Annotated in this window: 20 protein-coding genes; 9 read left to right on the forward strand and 11 right to left on the reverse strand. The window is 68.8% G+C overall.

Going from position 1 to position 23,759, the window contains the following annotated elements; genetic code table 11:
* Positions 1-193: 193 nt before the first annotated feature.
* Positions 194-658, reverse strand: a complete 465-nt coding sequence (locus LGM71_RS05665) for an Lrp/AsnC family transcriptional regulator (protein ID WP_006481526.1) — start codon at positions 656-658, stop codon at positions 194-196.
* Positions 659-984: 326 nt separating this feature from the next.
* On the opposite strand from LGM71_RS05665, the gene LGM71_RS05670 reads away from it, so the two are divergent.
* Both LGM71_RS05670 and LGM71_RS05675 read left to right on the forward strand, forming a co-directional pair.
* Entirely contained in the window at positions 985-1,530 is a 546-nt protein-coding gene (locus LGM71_RS05670) for a Spy/CpxP family protein refolding chaperone (RefSeq protein ID WP_124902410.1), read from the forward strand.
* Positions 1,531-1,659: 129 nt separating this feature from the next.
* On the forward strand, positions 1,660-2,091 hold the full coding sequence (locus tag LGM71_RS05675; protein WP_124629430.1) for a PGDYG domain-containing protein: 432 nt from the start codon (positions 1,660-1,662) through the stop codon (positions 2,089-2,091).
* 59 nt (positions 2,092-2,150) lie between these two features.
* Here LGM71_RS05675 and LGM71_RS05680 read toward each other — a convergent pair whose 3' ends face one another.
* The 8 genes from LGM71_RS05680 to LGM71_RS05715 all read right to left on the reverse strand — a co-directional run bounded on the left by LGM71_RS05680 (position 2,151) and on the right by LGM71_RS05715 (position 10,167).
* Entirely contained in the window at positions 2,151-2,513 is a 363-nt protein-coding gene (locus LGM71_RS05680; RefSeq protein WP_124629429.1) for a DUF3022 domain-containing protein, read from the reverse strand.
* Positions 2,514-2,526: 13 nt separating this feature from the next.
* Complete coding sequence (locus tag LGM71_RS05685; RefSeq protein ID WP_151048875.1) at positions 2,527-3,315, reverse strand: YhfC family intramembrane metalloprotease; 789 nt, start codon at positions 3,313-3,315, stop codon at positions 2,527-2,529.
* A 54-nt stretch (positions 3,316-3,369) separates the two neighbouring features.
* Positions 3,370-4,413, reverse strand: coding sequence for a LacI family DNA-binding transcriptional regulator (locus tag LGM71_RS05690; RefSeq protein ID WP_059606862.1), 1,044 nt, complete (start codon positions 4,411-4,413; stop codon positions 3,370-3,372).
* A 322-nt stretch (positions 4,414-4,735) separates the two neighbouring features.
* Entirely contained in the window at positions 4,736-5,701 is a 966-nt protein-coding gene (locus tag LGM71_RS05695) for a 2-hydroxyacid dehydrogenase (protein WP_124902406.1), read from the reverse strand.
* 5 nt (positions 5,702-5,706) lie between these two features.
* A complete protein-coding gene (locus LGM71_RS05700) occupies positions 5,707-6,987 on the reverse strand; it encodes an MFS transporter (protein ID WP_059606864.1) in 1,281 nt (426 codons plus the stop codon).
* Between the two features lie 347 nt (positions 6,988-7,334).
* Positions 7,335-8,327: a sugar kinase gene (locus LGM71_RS05705; RefSeq protein ID WP_226114206.1), complete on the reverse strand. Its 993-nt coding sequence runs from the start codon at positions 8,325-8,327 to the stop codon at positions 7,335-7,337.
* A gap of 28 nt (positions 8,328-8,355) precedes the next feature.
* Complete coding sequence (locus LGM71_RS05710; RefSeq protein ID WP_226114207.1) at positions 8,356-9,120, reverse strand: sugar phosphate isomerase/epimerase; 765 nt, start codon at positions 9,118-9,120, stop codon at positions 8,356-8,358.
* A 153-nt stretch (positions 9,121-9,273) separates the two neighbouring features.
* Positions 9,274-10,167, reverse strand: a complete 894-nt coding sequence (locus LGM71_RS05715) for a LysR family transcriptional regulator (protein ID WP_226114208.1) — start codon at positions 10,165-10,167, stop codon at positions 9,274-9,276.
* A 111-nt stretch (positions 10,168-10,278) separates the two neighbouring features.
* Here LGM71_RS05715 and LGM71_RS05720 point away from each other — a divergent pair, with 111 nt between their 5' ends.
* Positions 10,279-11,355, forward strand: a complete 1,077-nt coding sequence (locus LGM71_RS05720) for a YeiH family protein (RefSeq protein WP_226114209.1) — start codon at positions 10,279-10,281, stop codon at positions 11,353-11,355.
* A gap of 139 nt (positions 11,356-11,494) precedes the next feature.
* Positions 11,495-13,228, forward strand: a complete 1,734-nt coding sequence (locus tag LGM71_RS05725) for a ClcB-like voltage-gated chloride channel protein (RefSeq protein ID WP_208450412.1) — start codon at positions 11,495-11,497, stop codon at positions 13,226-13,228.
* An 81-nt stretch (positions 13,229-13,309) separates the two neighbouring features.
* Here LGM71_RS05725 and LGM71_RS05730 read toward each other — a convergent pair whose 3' ends face one another.
* Positions 13,310-13,930: a TetR/AcrR family transcriptional regulator gene (locus LGM71_RS05730; protein ID WP_059606875.1), complete on the reverse strand. Its 621-nt coding sequence runs from the start codon at positions 13,928-13,930 to the stop codon at positions 13,310-13,312.
* A 191-nt stretch (positions 13,931-14,121) separates the two neighbouring features.
* Here LGM71_RS05730 and LGM71_RS05735 point away from each other — a divergent pair, with 191 nt between their 5' ends.
* The 4 genes from LGM71_RS05735 (at position 14,122) to LGM71_RS05750 (ending at position 21,131) form a co-directional block, all read left to right on the forward strand.
* A complete protein-coding gene (locus tag LGM71_RS05735; RefSeq protein ID WP_226114210.1) occupies positions 14,122-15,231 on the forward strand; it encodes an efflux RND transporter periplasmic adaptor subunit in 1,110 nt (369 codons plus the stop codon).
* Positions 15,228-18,377, forward strand: coding sequence for an efflux RND transporter permease subunit (locus LGM71_RS05740; RefSeq protein ID WP_226114211.1), 3,150 nt, complete (start codon positions 15,228-15,230; stop codon positions 18,375-18,377). Before LGM71_RS05735 ends, LGM71_RS05740 begins: the two co-directional genes overlap by 4 nt.
* Positions 18,378-18,379: 2 nt before the next feature.
* Entirely contained in the window at positions 18,380-19,978 is a 1,599-nt protein-coding gene (locus tag LGM71_RS05745) for an efflux transporter outer membrane subunit (protein ID WP_226114212.1), read from the forward strand.
* Positions 19,979-20,102: 124 nt separating this feature from the next.
* Positions 20,103-21,131, forward strand: a complete 1,029-nt coding sequence (locus LGM71_RS05750; protein WP_226114213.1) for a MerR family transcriptional regulator — start codon at positions 20,103-20,105, stop codon at positions 21,129-21,131.
* Positions 21,132-21,199: 68 nt separating this feature from the next.
* On the opposite strand, the gene LGM71_RS05755 is transcribed toward LGM71_RS05750, so the two are convergent.
* Positions 21,200-22,597, reverse strand: coding sequence for a sigma-54 interaction domain-containing protein (locus LGM71_RS05755; protein ID WP_226114214.1), 1,398 nt, complete (start codon positions 22,595-22,597; stop codon positions 21,200-21,202).
* A 264-nt stretch (positions 22,598-22,861) separates the two neighbouring features.
* Here LGM71_RS05755 and LGM71_RS05760 point away from each other — a divergent pair, with 264 nt between their 5' ends.
* Positions 22,862-23,731 (forward strand): MBL fold metallo-hydrolase, encoded by an 870-nt coding sequence (locus LGM71_RS05760; RefSeq protein WP_264160380.1) that lies wholly within the window; start codon positions 22,862-22,864, stop codon positions 23,729-23,731.
* The last annotated feature ends 28 nt before the right edge of the window (positions 23,732-23,759 follow it).

Below are 23,759 nucleotides of genomic sequence, written 5' to 3' on the forward strand. Positions count from 1 at the left end.
CGCGAATGAATCGTTGCCCGCGCGCAAGCCGGCATTCGACGCAACGATGCGTGCTCGCGTCCAGATGCGCGACGCAACGCCCCGCCCGGCGGCAAGTGCCGGCGGCGGGTATCAAGGGAAGGGAAAGGAGGAAAAACCGGCGCGACGATTCGAATCGCGCCGCGGTGTCACACGCGACACCGCATGCGATGCGTCATCCGCCGATCGTGCCGCGATCGATCTTGCGCGACAGGATGATCGACGTGGTCGTGCGTTCGACGCCTTCGAGCGTACCGATCTGGTCGAGCAGGTCGTTGAGCCGTTCGGGCGAATCGGCGCGCAGCCACGCGACGTAATCGTACTCGCCGCTCACCGCGCACAGCAGCTGCACCTCAGGCATCCGGTCGAGCTTGCGCAGCACGTCCTTGCCGAACTTCGGCGTGAGGATGATGCCGACGTACGCATAAATGCTTGCATCGAGCACGTCCTGTCCGAGCCGCACGCTGTAGCCGGCGATCACGTTGGTGCGCTCGAGCCGCGCAATGCGCGCGACGACCGTCGTGCGTGCGACGTCGAGCTGTCGCGCGAGATCGGCGACGCTTGCGCGCGCATCGGCTTGCAGCAGCGCGACGAGTTGCCGGTCGAGGTCGTCGAGTTGGTCGAGACGAGGTGGACGCATGAGGCTGGGCCGGCGTGCAACGCGCCGGCGAAATGGAACGTGACGCGATGATAGCGCCGAACGCCGGTGCGCCCAAACGGCATCGCATGCGGTCACGGGCTTACGCGTTCGTCTCGCCTGCCTCGTTCGCGTGCGGCGTCCGACGTCGATCGAACGCCGTCCGCCCACTATGTCCCTTTCAATTTCGATTCGTTTCGGATGTAAGCAAGTGTCGCATTCACTGCCGCGCCGCACGCAACGTGCTACTAATAATGTGCGACGCGAGAGGCGCGCTTGCGGCGGTTGCCGCCGCGCCCGTTCGCACGACACCACCCGGAGAGCCAATCATGAAGAAAATCTCGCTCACCCTCGCTACGCTCGCCGTTGCAGCCAGCGCGTTCGCGCAAACGCCGGCGCAGCCGCAAGCGCCCGCTCCGTCAATGACGGCTGCGGCGTCGGCCCCGAGCGCCGAACAGCGCGCGGCGCGCCACGAAGCGCGCATCGAGCAGCGCATCAAGTACCTGCACGATCAACTGAAAATCACGTCGGCGCAGGAGCCGCAATGGAAGACGTTCGCCGACACGATGCGTGAAAATGGCGACACGATGGGCCGCCTCTATCGCATGCGGATGGAAAGCCAGAACGTGTCCGCGGTCGACGACATGAAGCAGTACGCGGAACTCGCGCAGGCGAACGCGGACGGCGCGAAGAAGCTCGCCGACGCATTCGCGCCGCTCTACCAGAGCTTCCCGGCCGACCAGAAGGCACTCGCCGACACGACGTTCCGCAGCTGGCTGCATCACGGCGGCGAGCACCGCGGCAAGGGCAAGGCCCGGAGCAAGGAAGGCAAGGCAGCCGCCGCGCCGGCCGCCAGCGCGCCCGCTCAGCCCTGACGTCCGCCTGCCGGCGCCACGGTGCCCGTCCGGGGCGAACGGCGTCGCGCATCCCGCAGAAATCCGGTGTGTCACACGGCGCGCCGGATTCGGGATAAGCTCCCGGCTTTTCCCGCACTTCCCCCCGCCATGCTCGAACTCAAGCACATCGATCTGCGTACCGACCCGCAGGCCCGTCGCGTCGTAAAGGACGAAACCGTCACGGTCGCATTCGCGGAGGCCGACGGCGAACTGATGAGCCTCGAAGGCCCGAACCGCTATATCGCGGGCGACGCGCTGATCACCGGCTCGACCGGCGACCGCTGGGTCGTGTCGCGCGCACGCTTCGACGCGAAGTACCTGCCCGCCGATCCGGCGCTCGCGCACGGTGCGCCGGGCGCCTACCGGAACCGTCCGGCCGTCGTGCTCGCCCGCCGGATGGACGAACCGTTCACGATCGCCCGCTCGGAAAACGGCGACACGCTGCGCGGCATCGCCGGCGACTGGGTGATGCAGTATGCGCCCGGCGACTACGGCGTCGTCCAGGCGCAGCGTTTCGCGCAGGTCTACCGCGACGCGTAACGCATAACGCGTAATGCGCGACGCCGGCATCGCGCCGGCGCGCTCGCTCACGTCAAGGGTCAGGCAAAGTCTTCGTCGAGTTCGAGTTCCGCGTCGCGCTCGACGGCCTCGCCGGCCGCGTGCCGCTCCTCGAGCGAGCCCAGCATCGCTTCCGTGTACGCATGCAGCACCGCATGGCTGCGGGCGCGCTGCATCGGCCTGAGCGCCAGATAGCGCGCCAGCGCGGCCGGCACGATGCGGATGTCGAGCGTCATCCGTTTCGGCGTCGAACCGAAACGCATCGCCAGCCACTGCACTGACAGGAAGCGTCCGCGTTCGTCGGTGCTTTCGACAAAGCGCGTCTGCTCCGGAAAGAGATCGCAGATCACGCGCGCGAGCGCGTCGAATTCGGCGCTCCGGCATTCGATCAGATAGTCGTCCATTCCGCCTCTCCCGTCAGGCCGCCGCACGCGGCGACCGGCACGTCTTCGCCAGCACGGCGACCAGGATCGCGGCCAGCACGAAATACGCGGCCTCGAGCGATCCGGCCGGCAGCACGCGCACCTGATACAGCAGCGCCGGCGCGACCGCCAGCGCATGCAGCACGATCGCGAGCGGCAGCACGCCCGCGCGGCCGGCGCGCACGCCGCGCCAGACCAGCACCGACAGCGCGAGTTGCACCACGAACGCCGAGCAACGCTCGAGCAGCAACAGCAGGATCGACTGTGCCGACAGCGTCGCCAGCATCACGTGCAGCCGCACGACGGTATCGCCCGGCAGGTCCGCGAGCTGCGTCTCGAGCTGGCCGCGGCTCGCGAGCCACGCAAGATACGACCACTGGCCCCATATGAGCACGCCGACGAACCAGGCTTCGGCACCGGCATGGCCGATCCCGTAGCCGATGCCGCGCCCGTCGCCGGCCGACGCGCCGTAGCGGCGGTTCAGGAACCGGATCCCGAGATAGCGGCCGACTTCCTCAAACACGGCGGTCGCGAGCGCGCTGTACGCGACGAACGCGAGCGGCTGCGTGAGCCAGCCGCCGGCAGGCGTCTGGCTCAGCACGAGGCCATGGAATGCGCGTTCGACGATCATCGCGAACAGCGTGAAGACGGCGACACCGACGATCGTGTCGCGGCGGTCGAGCGAAAGTGGCTTGCGCAGAATACGGAAGAGAACGAACGGCAGTAGCGCGATGATCAGCGTGGCGGCGATCAGCACCGCCAGCGTGACGGGAGCGACAGTCATGAATTTCCTTGTTCGGGGCAGCGCACCTGACGCGCGCCGTGCCCCGAATGATACTCAGCTTGCGGTCGACGCGCGCGCAATCAGCTCGCCCGGCAGCAACGCGACGCGCACGTCGCCGGCCGCGCCGTCGATGCGCTCGTGCACGAATTCGACCGCCTTGTAGCCGATCTCGTAGGTCGGCTGGCGAATCGTCGTGATGCCGATCAGTTCGGCCCATTCCGGATCGTCGATCGACAGCAGCGCGGCCTTTTCCTGCCACGCCGCGCCGAAACGCGCGCGCAGATGGCGCGCGATCGCGAGCGCGACCGGCGCGTTGGCGGCGAACAGCGCCGCACGCACGCCGCGCCGCACCGCGTCGTCGATGCGCGCGTCGAGGTCGGCAAGCGCCGCCGCAGCCGCGGCGGGCTCGTTCAGGTCGAGCACGACCGTCGGCGGCACCGGCAGCCCGCGCGCGTCGAGCGCCGCGCGAAACGCGGCCTCGCGCAGGCGCCGCGAGCTGACACGCTCGAACGGCTGCACGACGAAATGGATCGCATCGAAGCCGCGCGCGACCAGGTGCGCGATCGCCATCTCGATCGCATCGGTATTGTCGAGCCCGATCAGGTCGGCCTCGAAGCCCTCGACCGTCCGGTCGACGAGCACGGCCGGAATGCCGGCGCCGCGCAGCGGGCGCAGCACGTCTTCCTCCGCGCCGAGCGCGTTGACGATCAGCCCTTCGACCCGGTAGGTCGTGAGCAGCTGCAGGAAGCGCCGCTCCATCTCGACCTCGTTGGCCGCGTGACAGATGAGCGGCATGTAGCCGAGCGCGTGGCACGCGGCCTCGACGCCCTGCAGCACTTCGACGGTATACGGATTGGTCAGGTCGGCCGCGAGCATGCCGAGCAGCCGGTTGCGGCCGCGCTTCAGCCCGCGCGCCATCTGGTTCGGCCGGTAGTTGAGGCGCGCGATCGCCGTCTCGATCCGCTGGCGCAGATCGGCGGACAGCACGTGCGTCTCGCCGTTCAGATAGCGCGAAACGCTGGTCTTGCCCGTGCCGGCTTCGCGTGCGACGTCGCTGATCGTCGCCGGACGCTGCGTGGAAGGTTGCGAATCGCTCAAGTCGTGCCTCGCGACGTACGATCCGCGCCGCTTCGTGTGCGGACGGACCTTTGTTGTTGGATACGAAAGCCACCCGGCGGACGCTGCCGCTCCCCTGCTTCGCGGTCGATCGAAGCCGGCACGTTCGCGCCTGCTCCGGTCGCCTGACACGCATGGCGATCGGCCGCACCGGACCTGGCACGGATGCCCGCCGCCGAACGCCACCGGCCGCGTGGCCGGGTCGTCGAGGCGACGAGCGGGCGATCATAACGCAGCCTGCCCTCCGGTACCAAGACCATCGCCTCTAACCCAGCCGGCGGCCCCGCCGGCTGACCGGCCCCGCTCAGGTGCGCGCGAGCGCGTCGGGATTGACGAGGTTCGTGCGCAGCGTCCCGGCCAGCGCGCCGACCAGGTTTTCCGCGGCGCAGCGCGCCATCGCATGGCGCGTCTCGTGCGTCGCCGAGCCGATATGCGGCAGCGCGACGACATTGTTCATCCGCAGCAGCGGCGAATCCGCCGGCAACGGCTCCTTCTCGAACACGTCGAGCCCCGCGCCGCGGATCGTGCCCGCGCGCAGCGCGTCGACCAGTGCGGCCTCGTCGACCACCTGCCCGCGCGATGCGTTGATCAGGATCGCGCCGCGCTTCATCTTCGCGAATTCGGCCGCGCCGATCAGGTGACGCGTTTCCGGCGACAACGGCACTTGCAGGCACACGAAATCCGACTGCGCGAGCAGTTCGTCGAGCGTCACGCGGCGGGCGCCGTACTGCGTCTCGGCTTCGGCGTGCGCGGAACGGTTCGTGTACAGCACCTGCATCCGGAAGCCGAGCGCCGCGCGGCGCGCGACTGCGCCGCCGATCCGCCCGAGCCCGACGATGCCGAGCGTCTTGCCCTGCACGTCGGTGCCGTACAGATCGGGGCCGATGCTGCGATGCCAGTGGCCGGCCTTCACCCATTCCGCCAGTTCGACCACGCGCCGCGCGGACGCGAGGATCAGCGAGAACACGGTATCGGCGGTCGATTCCGTCAGCACGTCGGGCGTATGCGCGAGCACGATGCCGCGCCGCGTGAGATCCGCGACGTCGAAGTTGTCGTAGCCGACCGAGATCGTCGACCAGGCCTTCAGCCGCGGTGCGCGATCGAGCATCTGCGGCGTCACCTTCAGGCTCGCGCCGATCGCGCCGTCCGCGTCGCCGAGGGCATCGGCGAGCGCGTCGGCGCCGTCGGCCTGCACGACTTCCGCATGCTCGCGCAGATACGCGAGCACGTCATCGGGTAGCGGCTTGTACGCGACGATACGAGGCTTCATCGTTTTCATTTTCCTTGCAGCGGCGTCGCGAGCGGGTGCGCATCGCGCGCCTGGGGTTTGACGGACAGCGTGAGGATCACCGCGGCCACGAGCGCGGCGCTCATGAACGCATACGATGCGACGGGCGACCCGGTCGCCCCGTTCAGGTAGCCGACGAAATACGAGCCGACGAACGAGCCGAGCGCGCCCATGCTGTTGATCAGCGCCATTGCGCCGCCGGCGACGTTCTTCGGCAGCAGTTCCGGGACGATCGCGAAAAACGGGCCGTACGGCGCGTACATCGCGGCGCCCGCGACGACCAGCAGCGCATACGAGATCCAGAAATGCGACGAGCCGAGCGCATACGACGCGGCGAACGCGGCCGCGCCGACCAGCAGGAACGGCCACACGAAGCCGCGGCGCGAACCGACCTTGTCGGACGCCCACGACGCGACCAGCATCGCGATCGTCGCCGCGAGGTACGGCAGCGCCGACAGCCATCCGGTCGCGACCATGCCGAGCTCGGAGCCGTTCTTGACGATCGACGGCAGCCACAGCACGAAGCCGTACACGCCGATGCTCCAGCAGAAGTATTGCGCGCACAGCTTGATCACGGCCGGCGAACGGAATGCCTCGCCGTAGTTGCGCACGGGCTTGATCGCTGCCTGTTCGGCCGCGAGCGCGGCATCGAGGTCGCTCTTTTCCTGCGCGTTGAGCCACGGCGAATCGGCTGGCTTGTCCTGCACGAGGAACCACCAGCACACGGCCCAGATGATGGCCGGCACGCCTTCGGCGATGAACATGTGGCGCCAGCCGAATTCGTGCACGAGATAGCCTGACACGATCGACATCCACAGCACGGTGACCGGGTTGCCGAGGATCAGGAACGTGTTCGCGCGCGAGCGTTCGTTCTTCGTGAACCAGTTGCTGATATAGATGAGCATCGCCGGCATCACGGCCGCTTCGACCACGCCGAGCATGAAGCGGATTGCCATCAGCGACGGGATGTTGGTGACGACGCCCGTGAGCGCGGCGCACGCGCCCCACAGGACGAGGCTGGCGAACACGAGCTTCTTGACGCTGCGGCGCTCCGCATAGATTGCGCCCGGAATCTGGAAGAAGAAGTAGCCGAGGAAGAACAGCGCGCCGATCAGCGACGACAGGCCCTTGCTGATCCCGAGGTCCTGGTTGATGCCGGCCGCTGCCGCGAACCCGTAGTTTGCGCGGTCGAGATAAGCGAGGCTGTAGGTGATGAAGACGATCGGCATGATCGTCCACCAGCGTCGTGCTGCGAGATTGGCTGCCATCAGTGTGTCTCCTGTGTCGACGGGAGTTGGCGCTTCAGCGCCTACTCCCGTCCCATGCCGCTGTTGGCAAGCGTTAGCGCTTCAGCGCTTACTCTTGCCCTGCGGCGGTCGACGGAAGTTGGCGCTTTAGCGCCTACTCCCGTCCCATGCCGCTGTTGGCAGGAGTTAGCGCTTCAGCGCTTACTCCTGCCCTGCGGCGGTCGACGGGCGCTGGCGCTTCAGCGCCTCCTCCCGCCCCGTCCTTTCGGGAATCGACCGGCGTCGGCGCATCGGCGCCTGCTCCGGCCTCATGCAAAACCGTGCACGAAGCACGAAATGGGTCCGCGGATTGTGCCGTGTCCGGCCTCTCATTGCGCGGTGACGCTTTCCTCTAAGCGATCGGCGCGATTGCTGACGTTTTCGAGCCGATCGAGTGCCTCGCGGGTCGGCAAGCCTTCCGAATCGCCGATCACCTGGATCGCGAGCGCCCCGATGCGGTTGCCGCGCGCGACCGCGTGCTCGACGGACCGGCCTTCCAGCAGCGCGCTGACCACGCCGACCGCGAAGCCGTCGCCGGCGCCGACCGTGTCGACCACGTTCGCGACGCGCTCGCCCGCGACCACGCCCTCGCGGCCGTCGGCCGTGCGGAAGTACGCACCCTCGGCGCCCAGCTTGATCACTACGCCGCGCGCACCCTGTGCCAGGTAGAAGCCCGCGATATCGGCCGGCGTGTCGTGCCCGGTGAGCTGCTGCCCTTCGGCGAGCCCTGGCAGCACCCAGTCGGCGAGCGTCGCGAGCGCGTTCAGCGTCTTCGCCATCACGTCGGCGGACGGCCACAGCGTCGGGCGCAGGTTCGGATCGAACGAGATCGTCTTGCCGGCCGCGCGCATCTCGCGCGCCAGCTGGAAAGCGAGTTCGCACGACGTCGCGGAGATCGCCGGCGCGACGCCCGTCAAGTGCAGGTGACGCGCGCCGAGGACGTAGTCGGCCACGTAGTCGTCGCACGACAGGTGGCTCGCGGCCGAGCCCTTGCGGAAATATTCGACGGTCGGGTCGCTGCCGTCGTCGTTGCGCGACTTCAGCTGAAAACCGGTCGGATAGCGCGGATCGACGGTCACGCACGATGCGTCGATGCCTTCGCGCGCAAGCGTGTCGAGCACATAACCGCCGAACGAATCACGGCCCACCCGGCTCATCCAGCCGACCCGGAAGCCGAGCCGCGACAGGCCGATCGCGACGTTCAGGTCCGCGCCCGCGATCCGCTTCGTGAATTGCGCCGCGTGCGCGAGGTGGCCGGGTTCGGCGGCGACGAACATCGCCATCGCTTCACCGTAGGTCACGACATCGAGTGCTGCCTTCATGAATGAATTCCTCCGTATCCTTCCTGCGTCACGCGGCGGCGAGCCACGCCACGCGCCGGCCGGCATCGCCCGCCAGGTCGTTGGCATCGAACGGGAATTCGATGCCGCGCGGCGCCGCTTGCGGCAGGGCCGCGAGCACGCCCGAGACGAGCGTGTCGCCCGGCGCCGGCGCCACAGCGAAACGGCGTGCGCCCTCGCCAACGACTGCCTTGCAATGAATGTATTCCACATGCGGCGCGAGCGCGTGCGCGCACGCGAGCGGCGCTTCGCCCGGCCACTGCCAGTTGCCGATGTCGAACGTCATGCCGAGCGCATCCGGCATGCCCGCTTCGGTCAACGCGGCGAACAGCCCGCTGAATTGAGCGAGCGCGCCCCCCACCGGCAGCTGGCCGTTCTCGACCACCACGCGGGCACGCGCGCCGCGCGACAGCGCGACGATCTCGGACGCATGCGCGTCGCCGGCGAAACCGCCGAGCTGGAACTTGACGAAGCGCGCGCCGAGCGCGTCGGCTTCCGTGAGCGTGTCGCGCAACGCGTCGGCATCGAGCGCGCCGGTTTCCGTGTACAACGTGGCCGGCGTCGAATAGACCGACCAGAGCCCGTGCGCGGCGAGTGCCGTGCCGAGCGCGGCCAGCGCGCCGGGCGTCGCATCGTCGTCCGATGCGAACAGCTCGCGCCGTACCTCGAAGCCGGTCGCCCCGGATGCGGCCGCGGTCGCGATGAATGCACGGTGGCCCTCCTGACGCACGCGGTCCATCCCGAATGCGCTCGCCACGATCACGATGTCTGCCATTTCTGCCCTTTTTTCACCTGAATGGAACCGGTTCCATTTGCTTGAGACGGATGGTGCGCTTCGCGTCCGGTGCACGCCATAGAGGAAATCCCTAGGGCACGCCGCCGCCCGCCTGGGCATGTGCATCCGGCGTTCCGGGACCCGCGTCGGCGCCTATTTTTCGTCGTGCGTGATGCACATGTCGAGGAACCGGGCAGCCACGCGCGACGGCGCGGCGCCGTGCGGCACGAGGATCGAGAAATGGCGCGTGAGCGGCGCGGGGGCCAGCGAGCGCGGCACGAGCGCCGCGTCCTCGTGGCGCAGCGACATCGCGGAGACGAATCCGACGCCCATCCCCGCGCGCACGGCCTCCTTCACGGCCTCGACGCCCGCAATCTCGAACGCGACGCGCATCGGCGCGCCGCCATGCGCGAACGCGCGTTCGACGAGCTGGCGCACGCCGGAACCCTCCTCGCGCAACACGAGCGGATGCGCGGCGAGTGCGTCGAGCGTGACGCCGGCTTCGTACTCCGGCGCGGCGAGCGGATGTCCGGCCGGCACGACCGCGACGATCTCGTCCTCGTGCCACGCATGCACGGCGGTGCCGGGCGGCAGCGCCTCGCCGGGCGGCCCTTCGATCATCGCGACGTCGAGCGACGCCAGCGCCGCAACCACGTCGGCCGTATTGCCGCTCATCGTGTGAATCGCCACCCGCGGCACGCGCGGCTGGAACGCCGCGATCAGGTACGGCAGCAGGTAGCTGGCGGGCGTCGTGCTCGCGCCGATCCGCAGCGTGCCGGCCTCGAGCCCGCGCACGGCGTCGCGAAACGCGCGCGCCTGCGCGAATGTGTCGCGCTGCGCCTTGGCATACTGCGCGAGCTGCTCGCCGACCGGCGTCAGGCGGATGCCGCGGCCCTCGCGCTGGTACAGCGGCTCGCCGAACTCGTCCTGCAGCAGGCGCAGCTGGCCCGACACGGCCGGCTGCGACAGATGCAGCGCCAGCGCAGCGCGGCTGATGTTCAGGTGTTCGGCGACGGCCGCGAACGTTATCAGTTGATCCGGGGTCATGGGAATTAATTATCGGCTTTCCGGATAGTTTACGTCACAAATCACAATTTCTCATATCGATATAACCAATTTAGGATTAGGCCATCGCAACCTGTTTCATCACGGTGCCCCATGTCCACTGCTCCGACTCCCCATCTCAACCACGCCGCTCCGTCGACGCGCGGCCAGTTGAACGGCGTGCTGTTCGTCGCGCTGTTCGCCGCCGCCGTCACCAGCCTGTCGCAACTTCCGGCGATCGCCGGGCTCGGCCTGTCACCGCTGATCGTCGGCATCGTCGCAGGCGCGCTGTACGGCAACGCCCTGCGTGACGGCATGCCCGCGAGCTGGGCGGCCGGCGTCAACTTTTCCGCGCGCAAGCTGCTGCGCATCGCGGTCGCGTTCTTCGGCCTGCGCGTGAGCCTGCAGGAGATCGCGCAGGTCGGCCTGCCGGGCCTGACGGTGTCGGTACTGGTCGTCGTGAGCACGCTCGCGATCGGCACCTGGGTCGGCATGAAGGTGATGAAGCTCGATCGCGACGCGGCGCTCCTGACCGCCGCCGGCAGCGCGATCTGCGGCGCGGCCGCCGTGCTCGCGTTCGAGTCGACGCTGCAGTCGAAGCCGCATCAGAGCGCGATGGCCGTGGGCAGCGTGGTGCTGTTCGGCACGCTGTCGATGTTCCTCTACCCGCTCGCATATCACGCCGGCCTGCTCAATCTCGACCCGACCGGCCTCGGCCTGTTCTTCGGCGGCACGATCCACGAGGTCGCGCAGGTGGTCGGCGCGGCGAGCGACATCAACCCGCAGGTCGCGCACGTCGCGACGATCGTGAAGATGACCCGCGTGATGCTGCTGGTGCCGGTGCTGCTCACGCTCGGCTGGTGGCTCGCCCGCTCCGCACGCTCGGCCGGTGCGCGCGCCGACGGCGCGCAAGGCAAGCGCAAGGTGGCGGTGCCGTGGTTCGCGCTCGGTTTCCTCGGCTTCGTGATCGTCAATTCGCTGAACGTACTGCCCGCCGACGTCACGCACACGCTGAACGTGCTCGACACCTTCGCGCTGACGATGGCGATGACCGCGCTCGGCATCGAGACCCGCGTGTCGCAGATCCGCGAGGCCGGCCCGCGGGCCCTGACCACCGGCCTGATCCTGTACGTCTGGCTGATCGCCGGCGGCTACGGGATCACCTGGGCCGTGCAGCACTGGCTTGGCTGAGCCGTGCAGCACTGGCTTGGCTGAGCCGCGCATCCGTGCCGCGACACGCGCCGCGCCCGACGGGAAGGTCCCGCGGGCGCGGCGCAGTGCTATGCTTCGCGTCGTTTTCCTTCGTCCTCTTCATCACCCTCTTTCAGCCGTGCTCTCGTTCCTGCTGAAGCTGCGCACTCGCGCCCAGACGCTGTTCCGCCTGTCGGACGCCCATACGATGCTGATCTGGTCGGCCATCGTCGGCGTCGGCGGCGCCTTCGCCACCATCGCGTTTCGCGAAGGCATCGACCTGATGCAGCGCCTGATCTCCGGACACAGCGGCAGCTTCGTGCAGATGGCGAGAAGCCTGCCGTGGTACGTGCGGTTCTGGATGCCGGCCGCGGGCGGCTTCCTGGCCGGCTGCGTGCTGCTGCTCGCGACGCGCGGCGTCCGGAAATCCGGCAACACCGACTACATGGAAGCCGTCGCGCTCGGCGACGGCGTCGTGCCGGTGCGACAGAGCCTGTGGCGCAGCGTGTCGTCGCTGCTGACGATCGGCAGCGGCGGCTCGATCGGCCGCGAAGGCCCGATGGTGCAGCTCGCGGCGCTCACCGCGTCGCTGGTCGGCCGCTTCGTGCACTTCGACCCGCCGCGCCTGCGGCTGCTCGTCGCGTGCGGCGCGGCAGCCGGCATCACGTCCGCGTACAACGCGCCGATCGCCGGCGCGTTCTTCGTGTCCGAAATCGTGCTGGGCACGATCGCGATGGAGAGCTTCGGGCCGATGGTCGTCGCATCCGTCGTCGCGAACATCGTGATGCGGGAATTCGCCGGCTACCGGCCGCCATACGAGATGCCGGTGTTTCCGGCCGTGACGGGCCCCGAGGTGCTGCTGTTCGTCGTGCTCGGCGCGCTGTGCGGCGTGCTCGCGCCGCAGTTCCTGCACCTGCTCGATGCATCGAAGAACCAGTTCAAGCGGCTGCCCGTGCCGCTGCCGGTGCGGCTCGCGCTCGGCGGCCTCGTGGTCGGCGTGATCTCGGTGTGGATTCCGGACGTGTGGGGTAACGGCTATAGCGTCGTGAACCAGATCCTGCATTCGCCGTGGACCTGGCAGGCGCTCGTCGCGGTGCTGGTGTTCAAGGTGATCGCGACCGCCGCGACGGCCGGCTCGGGCGCGGTCGGCGGCGTGTTCACGCCGACGCTGTTCGTCGGGGCCGTGTTCGGCTCGCTGTTCGGGCTCGCGATGAACGCGCTGTGGCCCGGCCACACGTCCGCGTATTTCGCGTATGCGATGGTCGGAATGGGGGCGTTCATGGCCGGCGCCACGCAGGCGCCGCTGATGGCGATCCTGATGATCTTCGAGATGACGCTGAGTTACCAGGTCGTGCTGCCGCTGCTGGTGTCATGCGTGTTCGCGTATTTCGTCGCGCGTGCGACCGGCACGACGTCGATGTACGAGATCACGCTGCGCCACCACCAGGACGCGCAGGAACGGCTGCGGCTGCGCACCACCCAGATGCGCGAGCTGATCCAGCCCGCGCAGACGGTCGTGCCGCTCACCGCGAGCGTTGCCGACATGACGCGCGTGTTTCTCGAGTATCCGGTGAAGTACCTGTACGTGACCGACGACGCCGGGCGCTTCCGCGGCGCGGTCGCATTGAAGGACATCACGTCCGACCTGCTCGACAAGCGCGACACGACCGACAAGACGGCCGCGCACTACGCGCATACGCCGTTTCCGCTGCTCACGCCCGACATGCCGCTCGCGACCGCGCTCGAACGCTTCATGGCGTTCCAGGGCGAACGGCTGCCGGTGATCGAAAGCGAGGCCGAGCCGACGCTCGCCGGTGTCGTCTACAAGACATCGCTGCTCGACGCGTATCGGCGAATGACCGGCGAGCGCTGACAGACACGGGGTGCGGCGCGCGATACGGCGCGCCGCGTCCTCGCTCGCGGCGCCGTCGGCGCCGACCGACTGCCGGATCGTTCAGTCCGGCGCGCGCCCCAGCACGACCCGTGCGAAAAACCCCGCGAGCACCGATTCGGCCACGTCGCCCGACACGTGCTGCGGATCGGCCGTATAGTACGACTGCACGCCGTCGCACAGGCACATCAGCCCGAACGCGAGCGTCTCGGCCGGCAGCAGCAGCGGCGTACCCGCGCGCTCGGCGAAGCGCTGGATGAATTCGGCCATCTGCAGCCGCTTGCCATGCAGGAACTGGTTGAAGCGCACGCGAAACTTCGCGTCGCGCGCCGCCTGCAGCTTCGCCTCGCCCCACAGCAGCGAATATTCGTCGTCGCGAAACAGCGTGCGGTAGTACGCGAGCGCCATCGACTCCATCTGCTCGCGCGGGCCGCCTACCTCGAAGATCGCCTCGAAATCGGCCCGCACCGAATCATGGTCGCGCTCGAGCAGTTCGAGCAGCAGTTCCGACTTGCTGCGGAAATTCGAATAAAACGCGCCGCGCGTATAGCCGGCCGCCGCCGCGATGTCCTCGACGCTCGCGGCAACATAGCCTTTCTTCAGAAAAATCCGATGCGCGGCATTCAGCAGACGTTCGCGCGTCTGGTCCCTGCTCTGCTCGCGAGTTAAGCGCTGTGGTTTCATGGCGCGCAGTCTAGCACCAACTCCCTTTCAGATTCATCTTTGCATTCAGATACAGGTGTGTATTAGAATCCGCCACAGTTTCCGAACGACGTTGTTCGGCTGTGTTCGTGGGCGCCGGCCCGGCGCCACTCGGGGCAAGCGCCCGCCGCGCTTGCCGGCTTCGTTCCGCTCTCACCTCATCTGGGGGTTTCGTGAATCGCTCCGGTTCCCGCGCCGTGCTGCTGATCGGCACCGCGCTCGTCCTCGCCGCCTGCCACCCGAAGGAAGCCGCGCCGCCTGCGCCGCGCCCGGTCGTCGCGCTGCCCGCGCACGCCGACGGCGCCGCGGCTGCCGCCACGCTGCCCGGCGAGATCCAGCCGCGTTACGCGACGCCGCTGTCGTTCCGCATCGCGGGCAAGATCGTCGAACGCAAGGTGCGGCTCGGCGATACGGTCAAGGCCGGCCAGGTCGTCGCGCTGCTCGATCCGTCCGACGTCGAGAAGAACGCCGCGAGCGCGCAGGCGCAGCTCGAAGCCGCATCGCACAGCCTCGCGTTCGCGAAGCAGCAGCTCGACCGCGATCGCGCGCAGGCGCGCGAGAACCTGATCGCAACCGCGCAGCTCGAACAGACCCAGAACAGCTACACGTCGGCGCTCGCGCAGCGCGACCAGGCGCAGCAGCAACTCGCGCTCGCGAAGAACCAGCTCCGCTATGCGACGCTCGTCGCCGATCACGCGGGCACCATCACCGCCGAACAGGCCGACACCGGCCAGAACGTTTCCGCCGGCCAGGCCGTCTACCAGCTCGCGTGGTCGGGCGACGTCGATGTCGTCAGCGACGTGCCCGAAGCCGCGCTCGCATCGCTCACGCCCGGCCACGCGGCGAGCGTCACGCTGCCGTCGCTGCCGGGCCGCCAGTTCGCCGCGAAAGTACGCGAAATCGCGCCGGCCGCCGATCCGCAAAGCCGCACTTACCGCGTGAAGCTCACGCTCGCCGCCCCCGATCCGGCCGTGCGCCTCGGAATGACCGCAAACGTCGCGTTCGACGGCGCGCCGGCTGCCGGCAACGCGCCGAGCATCACGCTGCCCGCGAGCGCGCTGTTCCACGACGGCCCGCATCCGGCCGTATGGGTCGTGCGCACGAAGGACGACACGCTCGAACTGCGCCGCATCGACGTCGCGCGCTTCAACGAACGCACCGTCACCGTGTCGAGCGGGCTGCAGCCTGGCGAGCGCGTCGTGCTGCAAGGCGTGCATACGGTCAGCGCGGGCGAGAAGGTGCGGCCGATCGCACCGCTGCATCCGGAGGACTTCGCGTCATGAGCGGCCCCCGCGAAGAAGGTCGGTTCAACCTGTCGGCATGGGCGCTGCGCCACCAGGCGCTGGTCGTCTACCTGATCGCGCTCGCGACGCTCGCGGGCATCCTCGCGTACACGCGGCTCGCGCAATCCGAAGACCCGCCGTTCACGTTCCGCGTGATGGTGATCCGCACGTTCTGGCCCGGCGCGAGCGCGCGGCAGGTGCAGGAACAGGTGACCGACCGGATCGGCCGCAAGCTGCAGGAAACGCCGGCCATCGACTTCCTGCGCAGCTATTCGCGGCCCGGCGAATCGCTGATTTTCTTCACGATGAAGGACTCGGCGCCCGTGAAGGACGTGCCCGAGACCTGGTACCAGATCCGCAAGAAGGTCGGCGACATCGGCTATACGCTGCCGCCAGGCGTTCAGGGCCCGTTCTTCAACGACGAGTTCGGCGACGTCTACACCAACATCTGGACGCTCGAAGGCGACGGCTTCACGCCCGCGCAACTCCACGACTATGCGGACCAACTGCGCACGGTGCTGCTGCGCGTGCCGGGCGTCGGCAAGGTCGACTACTTCGGCGACCCCGACCAGCGGATCTTCATCGAGGCCGACAACACGCAGCTCACGCGTCTCGGCATCTCGCCGCAGCAGCTCGGGCAGGCGATCAACGCACAGAACGACATCTCGTCGGCCGGCGTGCTCACGACCGCCGACGATCGCGTGTTCGTGCGGCCGAGCGGCCAGTTCGACAACGTCGCCGCGATCGCCGACACGCTGATCCGCATCAACGGCCGCACGTTCCGGCTCGGCGATCTCGCCACCGTGAAGCGCGGCTACGACGATCCGCCCGTCACGCAGATGCGCACGAAAGGCCATGCCGTGCTCGGCATCGGCGTGACGATGCAGCCGGGCGGCGACGTGATCCGGCTCGGCAAGGCGCTCGACGCCCAATCAAAGGACCTGCAGGCGCAACTGCCGGCCGGCCTCAAGCTGACGCTGGTGTCGAGCATGCCGCATGCGGTAGCGCATTCGGTCGACGACTTCCTCGAAGCGGTTGCAGAAGCCGTTGCGATCGTGCTGGTCGTGAGCCTCGTGTCGCTCGGCCTGCGCACCGGGATGGTCGTCGTGATCTCGATTCCGGTCGTGCTCGCGGTGACCGCACTCTTCATGTACCTGTTCGACATCGGGCTGCACAAGGTGTCGCTCGGCACGCTCGTGCTCGCGCTCGGGCTGCTCGTCGACGACGCGATCATCGCCGTCGAGATGATGGCCGTGAAGCTCGAGCAGGGCTACAGCCGTGCGCGCGCCGCCGCGTTCGCGTACACGAGCACCGCGTTCCCGATGCTGACCGGCACGCTCGTCACGGTGTCGGGCTTCCTGCCGATCGCGCTCGCGAAATCGAGCACCGGGGAGTACACGCGCTCGATCTTCGAGGTGTCGGCGATCGCGCTGATCGCGTCGTGGTTCGCGGCCGTCGTGCTGATTCCGCTGCTCGGCTATCACCTGCTGCCCGAACGCAAGAAGCACGCGCACGAAGCTCACCTGCCGGACGATCACGAGCACGACATCTACGACACGCGCTTCTACACGCGCTTGCGCGGCTGGATCGACTGGTGCATCGAGCGCCGCTTCGTCGTGCTGCTGATCACCGGCGCGCTCTTCGTCGTCGCGCTGATGGGTTTCTCGCTCGTGCCGCAGCAGTTCTTCCCGAGCTCCGATCGACCCGAGCTGCTGGTCGACCTGCGGCTGCCCGAGGGTGCGTCGTTCGCGGCGACGCTGCGCGAGACCGAACGCCTCGAAAAGGTGCTCGACAAGCGGCCCGAGATCGACCATTCGGTGAATTTCGTCGGCAGCGGCGCGCCGCGCTTCTACCTGCCGCTCGACCAGCAGCTGCAGTTGCCGAACTTCGCGCAGTTCGTCGTCACCGCGAAATCGGTCAAGGATCGCGAGAAGCTCGCCACCTGGCTCGAAACCACGCTGCGCGACCAGTTCCCGGCCGTGCGCTGGCGCCTGTCGCGGCTCGAGAACGGCCCGCCCGTCGGCTACCCCGTGCAGTTCCGCGTGAGCGGCGACGACATCGCGACGGTACGCTCGATCGCCGAGAAGGTCGCGGCGACGATGCGCGGCGACGCACGCACGGTGAACGTGCAGTTCGACTGGGATGAGCCGGCCGAGCGCTCGGTGCGCTTCGAGCTCGACCAGAAGAAGGCGCGCGAGCTGAACGTCACGTCGCAGGACGTGTCGAGCTTCCTCGCGATGACGCTGTCCGGCACGACCGTCACGCAGTATCGCGAACGCGACAAGCTGATCGCGGTCGACCTGCGTGCGCCGCGCCCCGATCGCGTCGCCCCCGCGAAGCTCGCGGGCCTGGCGATGCCGACGCCGAACGGCCCCGTGCCGCTCGGCTCACTCGGCCGCTTCACGCCCACGCTCGAATACGGCGTGGTATGGGAACGCGATCGCCAGCCGACCATTACCGTGCAGTCCGACGTACGCGCCGGCGCGCAAGGCATCGACGTCACGCATGCGATCGACGGCAAGCTGAATGCGTTGCGCGCGGAACTGCCGGTCGGCTACCAGATCAACATCGGCGGATCGGTCGAGGAAAGCGCGAAGGCGCAGGCGTCGATCAACGCGCAGATGCCGCTGATGGCGATCGCCGTGTTCACGTTGCTGATGATCCAGCTGCAGAGCTTCTCGCGCGTGCTGATGGTCGTGCTGACCGCACCGCTCGGGCTGATCGGCGTGGTCGGCACGCTGCTGCTGTTCGGCCAGCCGTTCGGCTTCGTCGCGATGCTGGGCGTGATCGCGATGTTCGGGATCATCATGCGCAACTCGGTGATTCTCGTCGATCAGATCGAGCAGGACATCGCGGCCGGCCACGGACGCTTCGACGCGATCGTCGGTGCGACCGTGCGGCGCTTCCGCCCGATCACGCTCACGGCCGCGGCCGCCGTGCTCGCACTCATTCCGCTGTTGCGCTCGAACTTCTTCGGGCCGATGGCGACCGCGCTGATGGGCGGGATCACGAGCGCGACCGTGCTGACCCTGTTCTACCTGCCCGCGCTGTACGCCGCGTGGTTCCGGGTGAAGCGCGACGAACGCGACCCGCGCGACGGCCCGCCGCCAGGCGGCAGCGCACCGGCCGCGCCGTCGGGAGCCTGACCATGGATGGATCGATGAACCTGAAAACGAAAGCCGTGCGGGCGTTTGCCGTGGCGAGCCTCGCCGGCCCGCTCGCGGGCTGCGCGTGGTTCGCGCCGAGCGGCGAGCCGCCCGCGATGCCGTCGCCCGCGCACTACGGCACCGTGCCGCAAGTGCAGCAGACCGTGTCCGCGCAAGGCGTCGCGCAACAGTTCGAAGTCGGCGCGCAGCCCGTGCCCGACTGGTGGAAGCAGTACCGCTCCGAGGCGCTGAACGCGCTCGTCGACGAAGGCCTGCGCAACAGCCCGACGCTCAGCGCGGCGTCGCATTCGCTGGATGCCGCGCGCGAGCAGCTGCGCGGACAGATCGGCAGCTCGATGCTGCCGTCGATCGACGCGGGCGGCCAGGCCACGCGCCAGCGCGCGCTCGGCGTGCCGATCCCCGCGCTCGGCGCGCCGACGCTGCTGTACGACACGTTCGTCGGGCAACTGCAGGCGAGCTACACGATCGACCTGTTCGGCGCGGCGCGCTTCGCGAACCGCGCGCTCGCGAAACGCGTCGACGTCAGCGCGTTCCAGCTCGAATCGGCGCGCCGGGCACTCGCCGCGAACATCGTCACGGCGTCGATCACGGTGTCGGTGCTCAATGCGCAGATCGCGACGACCGAACGGCTCGTCGCGCTCGCGAACGACCAGGCCCACGACGCGCAACGCCGCTACGCGCTCGGCTCGGCGTCGCACAGCGACGCGCTGAGCGCGCAGCAAAGCGCGGACACCTTCGCCGCGAGCCTGCCCGCGCTGCGCCAGCAGCGCGATTCGGCGCGCCATGCGCTGGCGGTGCTGGTCGGCCGCACGCCCGACCGGCCGCCCGCCGACCTCACGCTCGCCGACCTGAACCTGCCCGCGCAGGTGCCCGTGGTCGTGCCGTCGGACCTGCTGCAAAGTCGCCCCGACATCCAGGCCGCCGACGCGGGGCTGAAGGCGGCCGCCGCCGAAGTCGGCGTCGCGACCGCGCAGCTGTTCCCGCAGCTGTCGCTGTCGGCGGCCATGGGCAAAGGCGGCTTCAGCTGGCCGACGATGCTGTCGGGTGCCGGCGCGATCTGGAACGTCGGCGCGTCGCTGAGCCAGCCGCTGTTCCACGGTGGCGCGCTGCTCGCGCAGCGGCGTGCGGCGAAGGCGACCTACGAGGCCGCGGTCGACCAGTACAGGCAGACCGTGCTGAGCGCGTTCCAGAACGTCGCCGATTCGCTCGCCGCGCTCGAGCACGATGCGGAGGCGCTTGATGCGTCGTCGCGGGCCGCGCTGTCCGCGCGCGGCGCGTACGACGACGCGGCCGCCCGCGTGCGGCTCGGCGCGTTGCCGCCATCGGCCGCGCGCGCGAGCGAGCTGCAGTACCGCAACGCGCGGCTCGACGAAATTCGCGCGACCGGCGCACGCCTCGCGGATACCGCGCGGCTCTATCAGGCAATGGGTACGCCGCCGGTCGAACCGACCGGCAAGGCAGCGACGGCCGGAAACGTCGACACGGCAGGCCGCGCCGGCAACAAGGGCCAAGGCGCCCTCGCCGCCCAGGCACGCGCGGCCACGCCCGACGCGCCGCCGTCACCGCCGTCGCCACAATAACGCGCCCCTTGCCCGGGACGCACGGCGCGCGGGACCACCCCGCGCGCCGATCCGCGATCTTCCGCTTGACCCTCACGTAGCGTAACGTTCGAGACTCCAGCGTGCGCACCGAACGGAGGACACCATGCGGCTGAAAGTGGGAGAACTGGCGAAACGCAGCGGCCTGACCGTCCGCACGCTTCATCACTATCACGCGATCGGCCTCCTGATGCCTTCGGCGCGTGCCGACAACGGCTACCGGCTGTACGACCGCGACGACATCGCCCGGCTCCACCAGATCCAGGCCCTGCGTCGCTTCGGACTGTCGCTCGCCGAAATCGGCGACTACCTGAACCAGCCCGGCACCCCGCTCGTCGAGATCGTCGCGAAGCAGATCGCGTCGCTCGACCACCAGCTCGCGCAGGCCGCGCAGCTGCGCGAGCGGCTCGTGCAGCTGCACGCGCAACTCGCCGCGGGCACCGAGCCGGAACTGGCCGATTGGCTCACCACACTGGAGTTGATGACCGTGTACGACAAATACTTTTCCGAGGAAGAACTCGCGCGCCTGCCGATGTACCGCAAGAGCCAGGCGGGCGACGCCGAATGGATCGCGCTCGTCGCCGACGTGCGCGCGCTGCACGACGCGGGCGTGCCGCCCGAGGACGAGCGCGTCCGTGCACTCGCCGGCCGCTGGATGACGCTGCTCGTGCGCGACACGAACAACGATCCGCGGCTGCTCGCGAAGCTGAACCTGATGCACGAGCGCGAACCGGCGATGCAGTCGAAGATCGGCATTTCGACCGCGCTGCGCGACTATGTGCTGCGCGCGACCGCCGAAACGAAGATGCGGATCTTCGAGAAGTATCTCGCGCCGGACGAGATCCGCTTCATGCGGGCGCACTACGGCACACGCGCGATGGAATGGCCGCAACTGATGGGCGACGTGCGCGACGCGATCGATGCGGGCGCAAGGCCCGATTCGCCGGAAGGCCGCACGCTCGCGCAACGCTGGCTCGACCTGTTCCGCAGCTATGCGGGCAACGACCCGGCCACGCACGCGAAATTCCGCAATGCGATGATGACCGAGCCGGCGCTGACGAAGGATTCGTGGGTCGACGAAACGCTGCTCGCTTTCATCCGCGAGGCGATGGCCCAGTTGGTGCCGGCGCGTTGATGGCGTAGCCCGCGCGGGCGGTGCATGTCGGTTTCATGCGCTGCCCGCGCGAGCGGTCCGGCTCCCGCTCACCGGTCGCGCACCCCGAGCCCGAGCGCCTTCATCCGCCGGTACAGCGTGCGCTCGCTCATCCCGACGTGCTCGGCCAGCTGCTTGCGCGTACCGTCGAACGTGCGGGCAATCCGCACGAGTTCCGCGTCCGACACGCCGCGCGTGTCCGCCGCATGCGCATGCGGTGTGGCCGACGCCGCGACCAGCTCGGCCGGCAGATGTTCGACGCGGATCGTCCCGTCGTCCGCGAACAGGCACGCACGTTCCAGCACGTTGCGCAGCTCGCGGATATTGCCCGGCCATGCATACGCGTCGAGGCACGCACGCGCATGCTCGCTCAGCACGAACGGCCGGGCCGCGAACGGTCGCGCGCTCGCATCGCCCGCGCCGGCACGCGCGTTCGCGATGCGCCGCAGGATCGATTCGGCCAGCAGCGCGACGTCGCCGCGCCGCTCGCGCAGCGGCGGCAGCGGAATCGGAAACGCGTTGATCCGGTAGTAGAGATCTTGCCGGAACCGGCCATCGTCGATCATCTCGCGCAGCGGCTTGTGCGTCGCCGCGACGAGCCGGAAATCCGCGCGCAGCGCCTCGACACCGCCGACGCGCCGGAACGTCCCCGACTCGATCAGCCGCAGCAGCTTCACCTGCATCGGCAGCGGCACGTCGCCGATCTCGTCGAGAAACAGCGTGCCGCCCTGCGCGGTCTCGACGAGGCCCGGCTTGCGCTGGTTGGCGCCGGTAAACGCCCCCTTCTCGTAGCCGAACAGTTCGCTCTCGAACAGCGTCTCGGCGATACCCGAACAGTCGACGACCACGAACGGCCCCATCGCACGCTCGCTCGCCTCGTGCAGCGCCCGCGCGAACAGCTCCTTGCCGGTACCCGATTCGCCGAGCAGCAGCACGGGCAGCATCGACGGCGCAACGCGCTGCAGTGCGCCGAGTGCCGCATTGAACGCATCGGCGCCGCCGACGAGCCCTTCCGCGCTCGGCTGCGCGGACGCGCTGCGCACCGTCGTCAGCCGCTCGACGTACGCGATCACGTCGCCGCGCGCGTCGAAGATCGGCCGCAACTCCACGTCGACGTGCTCGGGGCCGCGCGGCGTATGGTGAATGTGCAACACGCGGTTCAGGCTGCGCGACTCGAGTGCCTGCTTCATCGGGCAATGCTCGCCGGCCTGGTCGCACGGCACGTCGTAGTGATGCGAGACCTGGAAGCAGCGCCGGCCGACGTGCTCGACACCCGCCACGCCGAACTGGCGCCGGTACGCATCGTTCGCCGCGAGGATGCGGTAGTCGGGATCGACGACGATCATCGGCTGCGGGTCGTGCTCGAGATACGCGACGAGCGCACGCACGTCGGGCATGACGTCGCGCGACGGCGCGGGAACGATCGGAATGGTGTCGTGCGGATTCATGAGGCGGCTCGGGAACGGAGGGACAGTCGGACTGCCAGATCGACTGCCAATTCTGCCACAACACTGCCAAATGTGGCAGTCTGCATCGACGACGCCCCGCAGTCCGTGCCCGCAGCGCACCGCGATCAGGCCAGAAATGCGAGCCGAATCAAGTACCTGCCATTTCGTCCGGCGTCGCGGCGCGGGCTGGCATGCTTCTTGAGTTTGGGATCCCCGATTGCCGATGCAGAACCCGATCGAGGACATCCCGTGAGCCATGCCCCCATGCTGTCAGTCGAAGGCTTTTTCGACCCGGCGACCCATACCGTCAGCTACCTGTTGCTCGACACCGCGAGCCGCGCGTGCGCGCTGATCGACAGCGTGCTCGACTACGACCCGAAATCCGGCCGCACGCGCACCGCCAGCGCCGACCGGCTGATCGCCCGCGTCGCGGAACTCGGTGCGACCGTGCACTGGCTGCTGGAAACGCACGTGCACGCCGACCATCTGTCGGCCGCGCCTTACCTGAAGGCGCATGTCGGCGGGCAGATCGCGATCGGCTCGCACGTGTGCCGCGTGCAGCACGTGTTCGGCACGCTGTTCAACGCCGGCCCGGGCTTCGCGCAGGACGGCAGCCAGTTCGATCGCCTGCTCGACGACGGTGACACGCTTGCGCTCGGCGGGCTGACGATCCGCGCGCTGCACACGCCGGGCCACACGCCCGCGTGCCTGACCTACTGCATCGACGACGCGACGCAGCGTGCCGCGTTCGTCGGCGACACGCTGTTCATGCCCGACTACGGCACCGCCCGCTGCGATTTCCCGGGCGGCGACGCACGCACGCTGTACCGCTCGATCGCGCGCGTGCTCGCCCTGCCGCCCGATACGCGCCTGTACCTGTGCCACGACTACCAGCCGGGCGGCCGCGACGTGCAGTTCGTGACGACCGTGGCCGAGCAGCGCCGCGCGAACGTGCACGTGAAGGACGGCGTGACCGAGGAGGATTTCGTCGCCATGCGCACCGCGCGCGACGCGACGCTCGACATGCCCGTGCTGATGCTGCCGTCCGTGCAGGTCAACATGCGCGCCGGCCACCTGCCCGAGCCCGAAAACAATGGCGTGCGTTACCTGAAGATCCCGCTCGACGCGATCTGAGCCGCCGCCCCGACCGGAGAACCCCCGA

It is taken from the genome of Burkholderia sp. AU33545 (genome assembly GCF_020419685.1).
GTDB lineage: Bacteria > Pseudomonadota > Gammaproteobacteria > Burkholderiales > Burkholderiaceae > Burkholderia > Burkholderia diffusa.

Bases quoted from the DNA above. Each gene is read 5' to 3' on its own strand.
- LGM71_RS05760 (WP_264160380.1), top strand. From the start codon at position 22,862: ATGCTGTCAGTCGAAGGCTTTTTCGACCCGGCGACCCATACCGTCAGC.
- LGM71_RS05715 (WP_226114208.1), bottom strand. From the start codon at position 10,167: ATGACCCCGGATCAACTGATAACGTTCGCGGCCGTCGCCGAACACCTG.
- LGM71_RS05755 (WP_226114214.1), bottom strand. From the start codon at position 22,597: ATGAATCCGCACGACACCATTCCGATCGTTCCCGCGCCGTCGCGCGAC.
- LGM71_RS05680 (WP_124629429.1), bottom strand. From the start codon at position 2,513: ATGGACGACTATCTGATCGAATGCCGGAGCGCCGAATTCGACGCGCTC.
- LGM71_RS05745 (WP_226114212.1), top strand. From the start codon at position 18,380: ATGGATGGATCGATGAACCTGAAAACGAAAGCCGTGCGGGCGTTTGCC.
- LGM71_RS05665 (WP_006481526.1), bottom strand. From the start codon at position 658: ATGCGTCCACCTCGTCTCGACCAACTCGACGACCTCGACCGGCAACTC.
- LGM71_RS05700 (WP_059606864.1), bottom strand. From the start codon at position 6,987: ATGGCAGCCAATCTCGCAGCACGACGCTGGTGGACGATCATGCCGATC.
- LGM71_RS05670 (WP_124902410.1), top strand. From the start codon at position 985: ATGAAGAAAATCTCGCTCACCCTCGCTACGCTCGCCGTTGCAGCCAGC.
- LGM71_RS05695 (WP_124902406.1), bottom strand. From the start codon at position 5,701: ATGAAGCCTCGTATCGTCGCGTACAAGCCGCTACCCGATGACGTGCTC.
- LGM71_RS05730 (WP_059606875.1), bottom strand. From the start codon at position 13,930: ATGAAACCACAGCGCTTAACTCGCGAGCAGAGCAGGGACCAGACGCGC.
- LGM71_RS05685 (WP_151048875.1), bottom strand. From the start codon at position 3,315: ATGACTGTCGCTCCCGTCACGCTGGCGGTGCTGATCGCCGCCACGCTG.
- LGM71_RS05720 (WP_226114209.1), top strand. From the start codon at position 10,279: ATGTCCACTGCTCCGACTCCCCATCTCAACCACGCCGCTCCGTCGACG.
- LGM71_RS05675 (WP_124629430.1), top strand. From the start codon at position 1,660: ATGCTCGAACTCAAGCACATCGATCTGCGTACCGACCCGCAGGCCCGT.
- LGM71_RS05710 (WP_226114207.1), bottom strand. From the start codon at position 9,120: ATGGCAGACATCGTGATCGTGGCGAGCGCATTCGGGATGGACCGCGTG.
- LGM71_RS05750 (WP_226114213.1), top strand. From the start codon at position 20,103: ATGCGGCTGAAAGTGGGAGAACTGGCGAAACGCAGCGGCCTGACCGTC.
- LGM71_RS05705 (WP_226114206.1), bottom strand. From the start codon at position 8,327: ATGAAGGCAGCACTCGATGTCGTGACCTACGGTGAAGCGATGGCGATG.
- LGM71_RS05740 (WP_226114211.1), top strand. From the start codon at position 15,228: ATGAGCGGCCCCCGCGAAGAAGGTCGGTTCAACCTGTCGGCATGGGCG.